This window comes from Streptomyces sp. NPDC104106, assembly GCF_055584345.1.
Map to the genome: position 1 here is coordinate 196,789 of NZ_JBVJMF010000005.1, position 14,401 is coordinate 211,189.

The window sequence follows — 14,401 nt, forward strand, 5'->3', positions numbered from 1 at the left end:
GCGACACACAACAGACACAACATCTGGGGGTGCCATGACAGCCCGGCACTAGATGTATGCTCATCCTCGCTGTCGCCGCAGGGGAATCCGGTGCGAATCCGGAACTGTCCCGCAACGGTGTACTTGCGTGCATTCGCGCGCTCGCGTCAGTCCGAGGACCTGCCGGCAGCGTGCGCCCGGCCGTCCGGCCCGGGTGCCTTCCGACGTCCGGGCCTCGTGGAATGGGCCGGTGGACGCGACGCCGTGCGCGCTCGTGGCTGCCCCCTGCCCTCCGCAAGGCCCCCGTGCCGAGCGAGGGAGAGCCCCACGTGACCATCGCGCCCGCAGATCCGGCTTCAGCCAGCGGCCTGGACACCGAGGACACCGACGGTCCCGGTACCGCGCTGCTGCGGACCCTGACCGAGCTGACCGCCGACCTCCCCGACGCCGATCCCGGCCGGGTCGCCGCCGCCGCGCTGCGCGGCCGCTCCGCCCGGGCCGACGAGGCGGAGTTGCGCGAACTGGCCACGGAGGCCGCCGCCGGGCTCATCTCCGAGGACCCCGCCTACTCGCGGCTGGCCGCCCGGCTGCTGGCCCTGTCGCTGCGCGCCGAGGCCGCCTCCCAGGGCGTGACGTCCTTCACCGAGTCCGTGGCCGTCGGCCACCGCGAGGGCCTGATCGCCCACCGGACCGCCGAGTTCGCGCGGCTGCACGCCGAACGGCTGGACGGCCTGGTCGACACCGGCGCCGACGACCGCTTCGGCTACTTCGGCCTGCGCACCCTGTACAGCCGCTACCTGCTGCGGCACCCGATCACCCGCAAGGTCATCGAGACCCCCCAGCACTTCATGCTGCGGGTGGCCGCCGGTCTCGCCGAGGACGACACCAGCCGCTCCGTGGACGAAGTCGCCGCGCTCTACGGGCTCATGAGCCGCCTCGACTACCTGCCCTCCTCCCCCACGCTCTTCAACTCCGGCACGCGGCACCCCCAGATGTCGTCCTGCTACCTGCTCGACTCCCCGCTGGACGAGCTGGACTCCATCTACGACCGCTACCACCAGGTGGCCCGGCTCTCCAAGCACGCCGGCGGCATCGGGCTGTCGTACTCCCGCATCCGCAGCCGCGGTTCGCTGATCCGTGGCACCAACGGGCACTCCAACGGCATCGTGCCGTTCCTGAAGACCCTGGACGCCTCGGTGGCGGCCGTGAACCAGGGCGGCCGGCGCAAGGGCGCCGCCGCCGTGTACCTGGAGACCTGGCACTCCGACATCGAGGAGTTCCTGGAGCTGCGGGACAACACCGGTGAGGACGCCCGCCGTACGCACAACCTGAACCTCGCGCACTGGATCCCGGACGAGTTCATGCGCCGGGTGGGCGCCGACGAGCAGTGGTCGCTGTTCTCGCCGGCCGACGTGCCGGAGCTGGTGGACCTGTGGGGCGAGGAGTTCGAGGCGGCCTACCGCAAGGCCGAGCAGGCGGGCCTCGCGAAGAAGACCATCGCGGCCCGTGAGCTGTACGGCCGCATGATGCGCACGCTCGCGCAGACCGGCAACGGCTGGATGACCTTCAAGGACGCGGCCAACCGCACCGCCAACCAGACGGCCCTGCCCGGCCACGTCGTCCACTCCTCCAACCTCTGCACCGAGATCCTGGAGGTCACGGACGACGGGGAGACCGCGGTCTGCAACCTGGGCTCCGTGAACCTGGGCGCCTTCGTGGACACGGCGGCCGGCGACCTCGACTGGGAGCGGCTGGACGAGACCGTCCGCACCGCCGTCACCTTCCTCGACCGCGTGGTCGACATCAACTTCTACCCGACCGAGCAGGCCGGGCGGTCGAACGCCAAGTGGCGCCCCGTCGGCCTGGGCGCGATGGGTCTGCAGGACGTCTTCTTCCAGCTGCGCCTGCCCTTCGACTCGCCGGAGGCCAAGGCCCTGTCCACGCGGATCGCCGAGCGGATCATGCTCGCCGCGTACGAGGCCTCCGCCGACCTCGCCGAGCGCAGCGGCCCGCTGCCGGCCTGGGAGAAGACGCGTACCGCCCGGGGCGTGCTGCACCCCGACCACTACGGCGTCGAGCTGACCTGGCCCGAGCGCTGGGCGGCGCTGCGCGGCCGTGTCGCCGAGGTCGGCATGCGCAACTCGCTGCTGCTGGCCATCGCGCCCACCGCGACCATCGCCTCCATCGCGGGCGTCTACGAGTGCATCGAGCCGCAGGTGTCCAACCTGTTCAAGCGCGAGACGCTGTCCGGTGAGTTCCTGCAGGTCAACTCCTATCTCGTGCAGGACCTGAAGGACCTGGGCGTGTGGGACGCGCGCACCCGTGAGGCGCTGCGGGACTCGGGCGGATCCGTGCAGGACTTCGCCTGGATCCCCGAGGAGGTGCGGGCGCTGTACCGCACCGCGTGGGAGATCCCGCAACGCGGCCTGATCGACATGGCGGCGGCCCGCACCCCGTTCCTGGACCAGTCCCAGTCCCTGAACCTCTTCATGGAGACGCCGACCATCGGCAAGCTCTCCTCGATGTACGCGTACGCCTGGAAGTCGGGCCTGAAGACGACGTACTACCTGCGCTCCCGCCCGGCGACCCGGATCGCCCGCGCGGCCCAGGCGCAGCCCCGGAAGACCATCCCCGTCCAGCAGGCCGCCGACCCCGACGCCGTCGCCTGCTCCCTGGAAAACCCCGAGTCCTGCGAGGCCTGCCAGTGATGTCCCGTAACGCCAATCTTCTCGACCCGGGCTTCGAGCTGACCCTGCGCCCGATGCGCTACCCCGACTTCTACGAGCGCTACCGGGACGCGATCAAGAACACCTGGCACGTGGAGGAGGTCGACCTGCACTCGGACGTCGCCGACCTCGCGAAGCTGACGCCGGAGGAGCAGCACCTCATCGGCCGTCTGGTCGCGTTCTTCGCCACGGGTGACTCGATCGTCGCGAACAACCTGGTGCTGACGCTGTACAAGCACATCAACTCCCCCGAGGCGCGGCTCTACCTGAGCCGCCAGCTCTTCGAGGAGGCCGTGCACGTCCAGTTCTACCTGACGCTGCTGGACACCTATCTGCCCGACCCGGACGACCGGGCGGCGGCCTTCGCGGCCGTCGAGAACATCCCGTCCATCCGCGAGAAGGCGCAGTTCTGCTTCACGTGGATCAACGAGGTGGAGAAGCTGGAGCGGCTGGAGACGAAGGCGGACCGCCGGCGCTTCCTGCTGAACCTCATCTGCTTCGCGGCCTGCATCGAGGGCCTGTTCTTCTACGGCGCCTTCGCGTACGTCTACTGGTTCCGCAGCCGGGGTCTGCTGCACGGCCTCGCCACGGGCACCAACTGGGTGTTCCGCGACGAGACCATGCACATGTCCTTCGCCTTCGACGTGGTCGACACCGTCCGCAAGGAGGAGCCGGACCTCTTCGACGACCAGCTCCGGCAGCAGGTCACCGACATGCTGCGGGAGGCCGTCGAGGCCGAGCTGCAGTTCGCCCGCGACCTGTGCGGTGAGGGCCTGCCGGGCATGAACACCGAGTCGATGCGCCAGTACCTGGAGTGCGTCGCCGACCAGCGCCTCACGCGCCTCGGCTTCGCCCCGGTGTACGGCTCGGAGAACCCGTTCTCCTTCATGGAGCTGCAGGGTGTTCAGGAGCTGACGAACTTCTTCGAGCGCCGCCCGTCGGCGTACCAGGTCGCGGTGGAGGGCACCGTGGACCTGGACGAGGAGTTCTGAACCGGGTTCGCCTTCAGCTGACGGTCGATCCGGCGCTCGTGGAGCTGTCCCACGAGCGCCGGAGCCGCGAGCAGCGCGAGAACGAACAGGACCGTCAGGTAGTCGAGGAATGTGTTCATGCCTGTCAGCATCATGGGCGGGCCACGAGCATGACAGTGGCAGGACTGCCGCAGACCCTCGAATTACTGCCATCGGCGCGGCACACTGACAGCATGCTGAAGAACGTGGCCGCCGTGCTGCTGGCCGGGGTGCATCCCTTCGAACTCGGCGTCGTGTGCGAGGTGTTCGGCATCGACCGCAGCGACGAGGGACTTCCCGTCTACGACTTCGCCGTGGCCTCGGCCGAGGGACCGCTGCTGGGCACCCACTGCGGGTTCAGCGTGTCCACGCCGTACGGCCTGGAGCGGCTGGAGGAGGCCGATCTGATCGCCGTGCCGGCCGGGGAGACGTATGCCGTGCGGGAGTATCCCGAGGAGCTGCTGGACGCGCTGCGCCGGGCCGTCGCTCGGGGCGCCCGGGTGCTGAGCGTGTGCTCCGGGGTCTTCGTGCTGGCCGCCGCGGGGCTGCTGGACGACCGGCGCTGCGCGGTGCACTGGCATCACGCCGAGCAGCTGGCCCGGCGCTATCCGCGCGTCGCCGTCGAGCCGGACGTCCTGTACGTCGACGCGGATCCGGTGATCACCTCCGCCGGTACGGCCGCCGGGATCGACGCCTGTCTGCACATCGTGCGCAAGGAGCAGGGACCCGAGGTCGCCAACAAGATCGCCCGGCGGATGGTCGTACCGCCGCACCGGGACGGCGGGCAGGCGCAGTACATCGAGCGGCCGCTGCCGAAGGGGTCGTGCGACACCGTCGGCGAGGTGCTGGTGTGGATGGAGGAGCACCTGGCGGCGGAGGTGACCGTCGAGCAGCTCGCCGCCCGCGCGCACATGTCCCCCCGCACCTTCGCCCGCCGCTTCCAGCAGGAGACGGGGACCACTCCGTACCGGTGGGTCCTGCGCCAACGGGTACTGCGCGCCCAGGAGTTGCTGGAGGGAACCGACGAGACGGTGGACGCGATCGCCGCGCGGTCCGGGTTCGGTACGGCGGCGGCGCTGCGACACCACTTCCTCCGCGTGCTCGGCACCACACCGAACGCCTACCGGCGCACGTTCCGGGGCCCGCGGGCCGCCTGAGCGCGCGCCGGTATCAGGTGTGACTCTCCGCGATCACCAGGGGATCGGGCGCAGCAGCAGGTCGTGCGGGCGCAGCGTGATGCCCACGCGGGTGGTGTCGTTCGACCCCGCGACCTGCTCGAAGCGGTACTTCGCCGAGATCGCCGCCGTGATCAGGGTCAGCTGGGCCATGGAGAAGTGGTCGCTGGGGCACTTGCGATTACCCGTGCTGAAGGGGCTCATGGCGTGCTTCGGCACCTGTTTGGCCCGCTCCGGCAGCCACCGGTCGGGGTCGAAGTCGAGGTGGCGCTCGTAGGAACGGGCGTCGCGCTGGATCGCGTACGGGCTGTAGACGATGTCCGCCCCGGCCGGAATGCGATAGCCGCCGAGCGAGGTTTCGGTCACCGCGCGCCGCGTCAATATCCATACGGCCGGCCTGAGCCGCATGGCCTCGACGACGACATTGTTGGTGTGGGTGAGCGAGCGGACGTGCTCGAATGCGACAGGTTGGCCGCCGGTCACGGTTTCGACCTCGGTCCGTACCTTCTCGGCGTGTTCCGGGTGTTCCGCGAGGACTTGGAGCAGCCACATGATCGTGGAGGCCACTGTTTCGCTGCCCGGGGTGAGTATCGCGACGACCTGGTCGTGGATCTCCTGTTCCCCGATGGGGTCGCCATTGTCGTCCTTTGCTTCCAGCAATGCCGTCAGCAAATCGTCCGGCTTTTGACCAGATGCCCTCCGTTCGGCGACGATCTCGTCGACCAGGAGATGCAAATCGGCCAGGGCGCGGTTGAATTCGCGGTTGGCCGGGAACGGCAGCCGGTACAGCGGTCCGAGGGGGACGACCATCCTGCGGTACATGCCCCGGAAGACGGTAGCGAGGTCGGTGCTGAGCCGCTCGGCGCGCTCGTCCATGTACTCGCCGCGCAGCAGGCAGCGGGCGGCGATGCGGACGGCGACCCGGAAGGACTCCGAGGTGCACTCGACGGCCTCCCCGGGTTTCCAGCGGTCGGTCAGCGCGTGCGCCTCCTCCTCCATGATCGGTCCGTAGTGGGGGATCGCGTCCAGCCGGAAGGCGGGCTGGATGGTGCGCCGCTGACGCCGGTGCCGGGGGCCGTTGGCGGTGGCCACGCCCTCCTTGCCGAGGAGTCCTTCGAGGGACTCCCACAGCGGTCCGTCGATCTTGAAGTCGGGGCTGAGCGCGAGGGCGCCGGTGAGCGCCGGCGTGGTGACGGCGTACACCGTCTTGGGGCCGAGCCTGAGGCGCACGACGTCGCCGTGGTCCCGCAGGCCCGCCATGAAGGCGAGCGGGTCGCGGACCAGCTTCAGGCCGTGTCCGAGGCCCGGTACGGCGCCACCCGCCAGGGGCGCCTCGCGCAGTCCGGTCGGTTCGGGGGTCACGGGCTTGACCGACTCGACGGTCATTTCTCACCTGCCGCTTCGTTCGTCACGTACGGGGGCGTGGAGCGGTCGTCCCAGCTGTCGACCATGTACCGGCCGGACTCGTGGTGGAACCAGTAGGCGGAGCTGAACCAGTTGCGCATATTGCCGACACAGGCCCGCACCGCGGTACTGAGTTCTTTACCGCGGGCGCCGTCGTCGGCAATTGCGTCGGCGAAGAGCAGTGCGTCCTGCTCGACTTCGAGGAATTCCTGGATGCACTCCTCGACGCGCCGCCTCACCTCGTCCACCGCTTCTTCGAGAGTCAGCCCCTCATGGGTGATGAGACTGATTCCGAGATTGTGGACCTCGTCTCCCGCTATTTCTTTCGGGAGCGAGCACAGGTCGTTGTACCAGGCGGCGAATTCCTGGGTCAGCAGCGCGGCCCGGCGATAGGCCGGATGTTCCCGCACGGTGTCCGGGAGTTCGCACATGACGCTGGGTTCCAGGAGGTCCGTCCATATCCAGTGGGCGAAGGTGTGCCGGCGCAGGGCGAGGTATTCCTCGACGCCGGGTATGTAGCCCTCGGTACGGTTGCGGAATTCACGGTCGTAGGCCTCGATCACCGCGTGGAAGTGCCGGGCGAACCGCTGGTTCCAGGTGCGCGACAGGAAGCCGTACAGCCGCAGCACACTGTCCGCGAACCCGGCGACCAGCGGGTCGGGGTGGTGCAGGTGGTGCCTGGGTGCGTCCAGGGCCGTGTGCAGGCGGTTCCTCAGCCGCCGCCAGTCGCCCGCCCGGCCGTGCACGATGTCGCGGTCATGACGGTCGTCCCAGATGAAGAACCACGCACTGTAGTCGGCGATGGCCTGGAGCACCTGGTCCGGGGCGTTCACGTAGAAGCCCGCCATCAGGTCGGTGTAGCACAGTCCGTCGGCATATTCCTGCACCTTGCCCGCGGGCATGAGCCGTTTTTCCAGCACCCACAGGCGGGTCGTCTCCTGGAGGCGCGGCCAATACGGGTGCAGTTGCCGGGGAAAGCGGGATTCGATCACCGGGAGTGCCAGTGTGGGTGGTACTACGACCGCCGTCGGCGTCGCTGTGGTGCTGTGTGGGAAAGCTTGCATGAACAAACCCCTCTCAGCCGCCAGGAGCACACGCCCCTCCCGTTGTGCCGGGCGTGCGCCGGTGCGTATCCCCGCCACTCCATTCAGCACCACAACTGACCGGTCTGGGAACGGATTTGCGCCTTTCACTACCCCAAGGTGCCGAGAATCCCCCCTTGTGTGACTGATTAAGGATCAGTAGAGGGCCGCAAGAGTTCGGTCGTACCACGCACGGACGAACGGATCCTGGCATACGAAGGGCGCCCGGCCGGGGGGTGACCCCGGCCGGGCGCCCAACGGCCTCGCCGTGCCTAGTCGTTGGCGACCACCGGGTAGCGTGGCTCGTTCTCGGCCATCTGCCGCATGACGTCCTTGCGCTCCCGCTTGGACAGCCGGTCGATGTAGAGGCGGCCGTAGAGGTGGTCGGTCTCGTGCTGCAAACAGCGTGCGAAGTAGCCGGTGCCGCGGACCTTGATCGGGTTGCCCTCGATGTCCTGGCCGGTCACCTCGGCGTAGTCGGGACGCGCGAGCGGCGCGTAGGCCCCCGGCACGGACAGGCAGCCCTCGTTGCTGTCGTCCAGCAGCCGCTTCTCGGCGGGCAGCTCGACCAGCTGCGGGTTGCAGACCACGCCGACGTGCCGGGTGCCCTCGTCGTCCTGGCAGTCGTAGACGAAGACCTTCAGGTCGACCCCGATCTGGTTGGCGGCCAGGCCCACACCCTCGGCGGTGCGCTGGCTGGCGAACATGTCGGCGACCAGTTGCCGCAACTCCTCGCCGAACTCGGTGACGTCCTGGCACTCCTTGTGCAGCACCGGGTTGCCGACGACCGTGATCGGCCGGGAGGTGCCGCGCTCGCGCCAGGCCTGCTCGCGCTCCTCGCAGTCCTCCGTGTCGACGATGAACTCGTCTTCGAGCTGCTGATCGGTGTCCTGCTGCGCCATGACCGACGTACGCCTTCCTGCAAACCTTGGAGATGTCCCGAGTCGAAAAGTCTCGGGTACAGACTAAAGGTGGCTGGTCACCGCCGGCTCAGCAAACCTCTTCGAGATCCCGCCAGTCCCGCGAGTCCGGACTGTCGGCGACCCAGCCGTCCAGCAGGCCCCGCACCAGGGAGGCCGGCGCGGCCACCCCGCACTCGCGCTCCGGCACCCACAGCTGCCCGTCCGTGCGGTGTCCCAGCGGCCCCGGATGCCCCGGCTCGCTGTGGTCGTGGGGGTCCAGATGCACCCCGTCGCCCTCGTCCGACGGCATCCGCGACTCCGAGCACATCCGGCACAGCAGCCGCACCGACGAAGACCAGTCCTCCGCGGCGAACCCGGCGTCGGCGGCCAGCTGCTCCAGCGCGTCCCGGTCCGCCTCCGTGGCCGCCTCCAGCAGGACCACCCAGGTCGGCACGGGAGAGGGTGCCCACAGCTCGATCTCGTCGAAGACGGGGTAGGCGTGGCCGGCGGACGTCGTGCGCTCGCCGTGCGGGACGCCGTCGTGCAGCACGACCTCCCCCCAGCGTCGCCCGGACGAGGGAAGCGGGATGGAGAGGACCTCGATGCGGGCCGGGTCCAGCCTGCGGCCCCAGACGACCTCGGCCTCGCCCTCCGGGGAGAGCCGCACGGCCGCGCTGCCCAGCTCCATGCCGACCGGTTCCCCGGCCACGGTGGCGCCCCCGGGCACCTTCAGCCCGTACGCCTGCCAGGCGCGGCGGGCCAGCGGCCAGTCCTGCAGGGCGGTGGCGGCGATGCCGACGTTCCACCAGTCGGGCGTCCCGGTCTCGCGGTCCAGCAGGGCGACGGCGCGCAGCCCGGCCGCGCGGGCCTGCTCCCAGTCGTGGCGGAACTTGTGCAGCAGGGCGAGGTTGAACCACGACTCCGACAGCCAGGGCTCCAGGTCGGCGGCCCGTGTCAGCAGCTCGCCCGCGTCCTCGTAGCGGCCGTCGCCGATGAGTGTGAACGCGCGGTCCGTGGCCTGCCGCCAGGAGGCGGAGGGCCGGTGCCGTCCCTTGCCGAAGATCCTCACGATTCCCGCCTGCCAGTTCCAGTTCCGCACAGTGGGCTGGCTTGTGCCCCCGGACACCCTCTCCCTCGCATCCAACCACGTGCCGTGGGAAAGGCGCTCATTACCCATGGGTTACCCAGCCGCGCACGGGGTCAGACAGTGCCGTGCGTCTCCCGTCGTCCCGCACCGGCGCGCTCTCCCGCCAGCCGCGGGGGCGGGCCAGCACCCGGGCGAGGGACTCGACGACCTCGGGGGCGTACTCCCCGGCGGCGGCGAGCCGCAGCTCCTCCAGTGCCCGCAGCGGACCGTCCGGGCCGGTGTCCCGGGTCTTCTCCTCGTAGGCGTTCACGGCCCGGACGATCCGCGCGGCGAGCGGCTGCCCGTGACAGGGGTCGGCCTGCCGCTCGACCACGACGGCGACGGCCGCGTCCACCCCGGTCTGCCGTACGACGGCCCCGCCGAGCAGCGCGATGCGGCGCTGCTCCTCGGGCGGCAGTCCCGCGGTGGCGCCGGCCGGTACCGGGTCGACCAGGCTGAGCTGGCCGATGTCGTGCATGAGGGCCGCGTACTCCAGAACGGTCAGCTCGGCCTCGCCCATGCCGAGATCGCGGCCGACGGCGAGGCTGAGCGCCGCGACCCGGCGCGCGTGGCCCGTGGGGGTGCAGCCGGCGATCTCGGTGGCGCGGGCGAGGGAGGCGATGGTCTGCCGGTAGGTGGCCCGGACGGCGGTGTACCGGCGCATGGAGAGCTGGGTGAGCAGCAGGGGGAGGCAGAACACGGGCAGCGCCCACAGCCCGACGACGGCGACCGCGAGCGCCATCACGGCGCCGGTGGCACCGACGGCGGAGCCGATGCCGAGCAGCCCGCGCAGTTCCTCGCGCAGGCGCGGCCCGAACGGCCAGCGGGTGCGGGCGTGGGCGAGGACGGCGGCGAGCACGGCGTCGCACAGTCCGGTCAGGCCGAGCAGCGCGATGAGGACCAGGGCGTACAGCGGACCGGCCCAGGAGTCGAACAGACCCCGGTGGCAGAGGGGTTGGAAGCAGACGGCGGTGAAGCCGACCGTGAGGACGCGGCGGGCGAGATGGTCGGGGGTGGGCATGCGGCCGGACCAGATGTGGGGTACGGCGCCGAGCACCGCGGCGACGAGGACGACGGTGACGACCTGGGCGGCGGAGTGGGAGGCGGGCCTCCCGGCGTCGGCGCCGAGGAGGGCGTACGCCAGCGAGCCGGCGGCGGCGAGCGGCGCGGCCTGGCGGGTCCGGCCGTCCTGGCGTTCACCGTCGTCGTGCCGCCAGGTCAGCTCGCCGACGGCTATGAGCACCCCGAAGGCGAGCGCGGTCCCCCGGTCGGCGAGGCCGGTGCCCAGGGTGGCGGCGAGTGACCCGGTCGCGGCGAGGGCCGCCGCGCCGTGGACCAGCCGCAGCGTGGTCACCGGGCCGCCCCGGCGATGACCGCCGTGCCCCGGCCGCTCGGGCGGACACGGACGAGCGCGCCGACCGCCCCGACGCGAACCGAACACCCGGCCACGACCGCCGGGACACCCACCGGTCGGCGGGCACGCGGCCCCCTCCCACCGCGCCGCGTGCCGGTCATCCCCGCGTCAAGAGACCACGCGCCGACCGCACCGGCACCACGAACCCCCCGGCCACAACCACCACCCACCCCACCCCGCGGACACGGAGCACCAACGAACACACCAACCATCCAGGAGCGAACCGGACAACCCCACACAGCCGCCGGGACACCCACCGGTCGGCGTGCACGCGGCCCCCTCCCGCCGCGCCGCGTGCCGGTCACCCCCGGGCTCCGAGGCCGTGGGCCGGTCGCACCGGCTCGTGGGGCTCGTCGGCGGTGACCGCGGGCTGCCAGCCGTGCCGACGCAGCGCGCGCACCAGCGCGCCGACCATCCGGGGGTCGAACTGGGCGCCCGCGCAGCGCTCCAGCTCCGCGATGGCGGTCTCGACCGGCCGGGCCCGGCGGTAGGAGCGGGTGGAGGTCATCGCGTCGAAGGCGTCGGCGACGGCGACGACCCGGGCGCACTCGGGGATCCGGTCGCCGGCCAGGCCGTACGGGTAGCCGCTGCCGTCGAGGCGTTCGTGGTGGTGCAGGATCGCGGCGCGGGCCTCGCCGAGGAAGGAGATCCCGCGGACCATCTCATGGCCGTACTCGGGGTGCAGTTCGATGATCCGGCGCTCCTCGGGGGTGAGCGGGCCGTCCTTGCGCAGCAGCCGGGTGGGGACGCCGAGCTTGCCGACGTCGTGCAGGATCCCGGCGAAGCGGAGCGTCTCCACGCGGTCGTCGTCCATGCCGAGTTCGCGGGCGATCAGCACGGAGGCGTGGCCGACGCGTTCGCTGTGGCCGCGGGTGTAGCCGTCCTTGATGTCGACGGCCTGGACGAGGGCGCGGATGGTGGCCTGGTGGGCGGCGCGTTCACGGTGGTACTGGGCGAAGACCCACCAGGAGACGCACATCGGCAGCAGCACGAGCAGCGCGGCGACCGGGCCGTAGCGGCTGCGCCACAGGACGGCCATCATCAGTCCCGCGAGCCCGTGCACGGCGACGGGCGCGAGCGAGCGGCACAGCAGCCCGCGCCAGGCCCGGCGCAGCGGCACGTGCTCGGCGGTGGCGAGGATGCCGCCGTCGAGGGCGGTGAGGATCAGGCAGAAGGCGAGGACGGCCGCGCCGGCGGGCACGAGCGCGTGGGGGAAGTCGGGGGCGACGACGGCGTCCCGGCCGCCGAGCGTCCAGTGCACCTTCGCCGCGCCCCACACGGCGAGCGACGGCTGCGCCGCCCGCCAGACCCGTCTGAGGAGGGCGTGCCGCTGCCGGACCGGGCAGAGCAGGGCGGCGGGCAGCGGGACGAGCGCGGCGGCCGGCGGGGGCAGCAGGAACGCGCCGGCGAGCAGGACGGGGTGGAAGGTGCCGCCGAAGCGGCGCCGTACGACGTACTCGCAGACGGCGTGGAGCGCGCAGAGCAGGGCGAGCGCCCACCAGGGGGTGCGCACCGTCGGCAGCGGCAGCAGACACAGCAGCGCCGACACGGCGACGACGGCCACATAGCCGCGCGCTCCCGCCGGTACCGCCTCCATGGCCCCTCCCCGACCGTGCCTGCCCAGGCTGGGAGCCTAGGGCGGGAATCGCGGGGTACGGGGCTTATGACCTGAGGATTAGCACGTTCGGGTGACGACCTGGCGGTCAGCTCTCCCGGGGCGCGGCGGCCACGTCCTTGTCCGGAACGGTGTGGCCGGAGCGGATCAGCTCGATCCGCCCCATGACCTTGGCGCGCAGGTCGGCGGGCACGTCGTCATGGCCGCAGCACCGCTTGACCAGCTTCTTCACGGCCTGCTCCAGGCCGTACTTCTCCAGGCACGGAGAGCATTCCTCGAAGTGGTGCTGGAACTTGTCGCGGTCGACGTCCGGCATCTCGCTGTCGAGGAACTCGTACAGGTGGTCGAGTACCTCACTGCAGTCCGTCTCGTGCGGCTCTCCGCAGCTCATGAGCCCGAGCCTTTCGCTTCGTTCGACTCTCCGGCGCCCGCCGGGACGAGCCCGCGCTCACGGGCGTAGTCCTCCAGCATGCCGCGCAGCTGACGGCGGCCCCGGTGCAGCCGGGACATCACCGTACCGATGGGTGTCCCCATGATGTCCGCGATCTCCTTGTACGCAAAGCCCTCGACGTCCGCGAGATACACGGCGATGCGGAACTCCTCGGGGATCGCCTGCAGCGCCTCCTTCACGTCCGAGTCGGGCAGGTGGTCGAGCGCCTGCGACTCGGCGGAGCGCAGGCCCGTCGACATGTGCGACTCGGCGCGGGCGAGCTGCCAGTCCTCGATCTCCTCCGCCGCCGAGCGCTGCGGCTCGCGCTGCTTCTTGCGGTAGGAGTTGATGAACGTGTTGGTGAGGATCCGGTAGAGCCACGCCTTGAGGTTGGTGCCTTCGCGGAACTGGTGGAAGGACGCGTACGCCTTGGCGTACGTCTCCTGCACCAGGTCCTCGGCGTCGGCCGGGTTGCGTGTCATGCGCAGCGCGGCCGAGTACATCTGGTCGAGGAATTCGAGCGCGTCCCGCTCGAAGCGCGCGCTGCGCTCGGCGGTGGACTCGGAAGACGTCTGCGCACTCATGCCCCGGCCCTCGGGCTGCTCCGCCTGGCCGTTGTCGGTCCCTGCGTCGGTACCGGTGACCGGACCCACCTCCTCAAGATCCCGGGCGGGACCGAGTCCGGTCCCACTCGTTTCGGAGGATAGAACACGACCCGGGCCCGCCGCCGCTCGAATAGGAGCGGTCCTGGCCGCGTGCAGCACCGTCCAGTCCAGCTCACCGGCGCTGCGGCGGTTCGGGCAGATGGTCGAACCCATGCGGCGGACTTCCTCTCCGTACGACGTCGGTGCCGAGGCCTCAGCACTTCTGTCCGCCTCAACAGCGGTGTGCCGCGAGGCATTCCCTGCCGTCACCCGAGTGACGCGACCCACTCCACGACAGCGTCGGTGATGATCTCCAGGGCCCGCTCCTGGGTGATCCCGGCGCGCTTGGGCACCGCGAAACCGTGATCGCCGTACGGCACCTCGATCAGCTCGTACGGCCCCCGCGGGAACTCGGCCGGCCTGCCGAAGGGGTCGGCCCCGCCCTGCACGACGAGCGTCGGCACCCCGGTCCCGAGCAGCTCTTCGGCGCGGGACTTCTCGGGCCTGCCCGGCGGGTGCAGCGGGAAGCTCAGGGCGAGCACCGCGTGCGCGCCCAGCTCGCCGGCCGTGCGGCAGGCCACCCGGGCGCCCGCGCTGCGCCCGCCGGCGATCACCGGCAGCTCCATCCCGGCCAGCGCGGGCCAGATGCCGCGCCAGCCGGCGTCCAGGGTCTTCGGCGCGGGCGCGACCTTCTTGCCGGCGACCCGCCAGGGCTGCTCGACGAGGGCGACGGTGACGCCGTGCGCGGGCAGGGCCCCGGCGAGCGCCCGCAGGTCCCGCGCCTCGACGCCGCCGCCGGCGCCGTGGCCCAGGGCGAGGACGAGTGCGGGCCGGTGCGCCTTGTGCCAGGTGACGCGTGCGGTCCCGGCGTCGGTCTCGACAATCTCGATCACG

At 71.2% G+C, this 14,401-nt stretch carries 12 protein-coding genes and 1 riboswitch; of the genes, 3 read left to right on the plus strand and 9 right to left on the minus strand.

Annotated features, from left to right (window positions below; translation table 11 throughout):
* Positions 1–56: 56 nt before the first annotated feature.
* A riboswitch (cobalamin riboswitch) is annotated at positions 57–181 on the plus strand.
* A gap of 127 nt (positions 182–308) precedes the next feature.
* The 3 genes from ACZ60X_RS14515 (at position 309) to ACZ60X_RS14525 (ending at position 4,872) form a co-directional block, all read left to right on the plus strand.
* Complete coding sequence (locus ACZ60X_RS14515; RefSeq protein ID WP_469597858.1) at positions 309–2,687, plus strand: ribonucleoside-diphosphate reductase subunit alpha; 2,379 nt, start codon at positions 309–311, stop codon at positions 2,685–2,687.
* Complete coding sequence (locus ACZ60X_RS14520; RefSeq protein WP_469597861.1) at positions 2,687–3,697, plus strand: ribonucleotide-diphosphate reductase subunit beta; 1,011 nt, start codon at positions 2,687–2,689, stop codon at positions 3,695–3,697. The genes ACZ60X_RS14515 and ACZ60X_RS14520 overlap by 1 nt, the downstream gene beginning before the upstream one ends.
* Positions 3,698–3,909: 212 nt before the next feature.
* On the plus strand, positions 3,910–4,872 hold the full coding sequence (locus ACZ60X_RS14525; RefSeq protein ID WP_469597864.1) for a GlxA family transcriptional regulator: 963 nt from the start codon (positions 3,910–3,912) through the stop codon (positions 4,870–4,872).
* Between the two features lie 33 nt (positions 4,873–4,905).
* Here the strand turns inward: ACZ60X_RS14525 and ACZ60X_RS14530 are convergent, their stop codons facing one another.
* The 9 genes from ACZ60X_RS14530 to ACZ60X_RS14570 form a co-directional block, all read right to left on the minus strand.
* The gene (locus tag ACZ60X_RS14530) at positions 4,906–6,276 is read right to left on the minus strand and encodes a bifunctional albaflavenone monooxygenase/terpene synthase (protein ID WP_469597867.1); all 1,371 of its coding nucleotides are present in this window, start codon (positions 6,274–6,276) and stop codon (positions 4,906–4,908) included.
* Positions 6,273–7,358: an epi-isozizaene synthase gene (gene cyc1, locus ACZ60X_RS14535; RefSeq protein WP_469597870.1), complete on the minus strand. Its 1,086-nt coding sequence runs from the start codon at positions 7,356–7,358 to the stop codon at positions 6,273–6,275. The genes ACZ60X_RS14530 and cyc1 overlap by 4 nt, the downstream gene beginning before the upstream one ends.
* A gap of 290 nt (positions 7,359–7,648) precedes the next feature.
* A complete protein-coding gene (def, locus tag ACZ60X_RS14540) occupies positions 7,649–8,278 on the minus strand; it encodes a peptide deformylase (RefSeq protein WP_469597873.1) in 630 nt (209 codons plus the stop codon).
* A gap of 88 nt (positions 8,279–8,366) precedes the next feature.
* Positions 8,367–9,347 (minus strand): hypothetical protein, encoded by a 981-nt coding sequence (locus ACZ60X_RS14545; RefSeq protein WP_469597875.1) that lies wholly within the window; start codon positions 9,345–9,347, stop codon positions 8,367–8,369.
* Positions 9,348–9,447: 100 nt separating this feature from the next.
* On the minus strand, positions 9,448–10,758 hold the full coding sequence (locus tag ACZ60X_RS14550) for an HD-GYP domain-containing protein (protein ID WP_469597877.1): 1,311 nt from the start codon (positions 10,756–10,758) through the stop codon (positions 9,448–9,450).
* Between the two features lie 361 nt (positions 10,759–11,119).
* The gene (locus ACZ60X_RS14555) at positions 11,120–12,415 is read right to left on the minus strand and encodes an HD-GYP domain-containing protein (protein ID WP_469597879.1); all 1,296 of its coding nucleotides are present in this window, start codon (positions 12,413–12,415) and stop codon (positions 11,120–11,122) included.
* A gap of 106 nt (positions 12,416–12,521) precedes the next feature.
* The gene (rsrA, locus tag ACZ60X_RS14560; RefSeq protein WP_469597881.1) at positions 12,522–12,824 is read right to left on the minus strand and encodes a mycothiol system anti-sigma-R factor; all 303 of its coding nucleotides are present in this window, start codon (positions 12,822–12,824) and stop codon (positions 12,522–12,524) included.
* On the minus strand, positions 12,821–13,681 hold the full coding sequence (locus tag ACZ60X_RS14565) for a sigma-70 family RNA polymerase sigma factor (RefSeq protein WP_469597883.1): 861 nt from the start codon (positions 13,679–13,681) through the stop codon (positions 12,821–12,823). The genes rsrA and ACZ60X_RS14565 overlap by 4 nt, the downstream gene beginning before the upstream one ends.
* Positions 13,682–13,773: 92 nt before the next feature.
* Positions 13,774–14,400, minus strand: a complete 627-nt coding sequence (locus ACZ60X_RS14570; RefSeq protein WP_469597885.1) for an alpha/beta hydrolase family protein — start codon at positions 14,398–14,400, stop codon at positions 13,774–13,776.
* Between the last annotated feature and the right edge of the window lies 1 nt (position 14,401).

Bases quoted from the DNA above. Each gene is read 5' to 3' on its own strand.
- ACZ60X_RS14555 (WP_469597879.1), bottom strand. From the start codon at position 12,415: ATGGAGGCGGTACCGGCGGGAGCGCGCGGCTATGTGGCCGTCGTCGCC.
- def (WP_469597873.1), bottom strand. From the start codon at position 8,278: ATGGCGCAGCAGGACACCGATCAGCAGCTCGAAGACGAGTTCATCGTC.
- ACZ60X_RS14520 (WP_469597861.1), top strand. From the start codon at position 2,687: ATGTCCCGTAACGCCAATCTTCTCGACCCGGGCTTCGAGCTGACCCTG.
- ACZ60X_RS14530 (WP_469597867.1), bottom strand. From the start codon at position 6,276: ATGACCGTCGAGTCGGTCAAGCCCGTGACCCCCGAACCGACCGGACTG.
- rsrA (WP_469597881.1), bottom strand. From the start codon at position 12,824: ATGAGCTGCGGAGAGCCGCACGAGACGGACTGCAGTGAGGTACTCGAC.
- ACZ60X_RS14565 (WP_469597883.1), bottom strand. From the start codon at position 13,681: ATGGGTTCGACCATCTGCCCGAACCGCCGCAGCGCCGGTGAGCTGGAC.
- cyc1 (WP_469597870.1), bottom strand. From the start codon at position 7,358: ATGCAAGCTTTCCCACACAGCACCACAGCGACGCCGACGGCGGTCGTA.
- ACZ60X_RS14525 (WP_469597864.1), top strand. From the start codon at position 3,910: ATGCTGAAGAACGTGGCCGCCGTGCTGCTGGCCGGGGTGCATCCCTTC.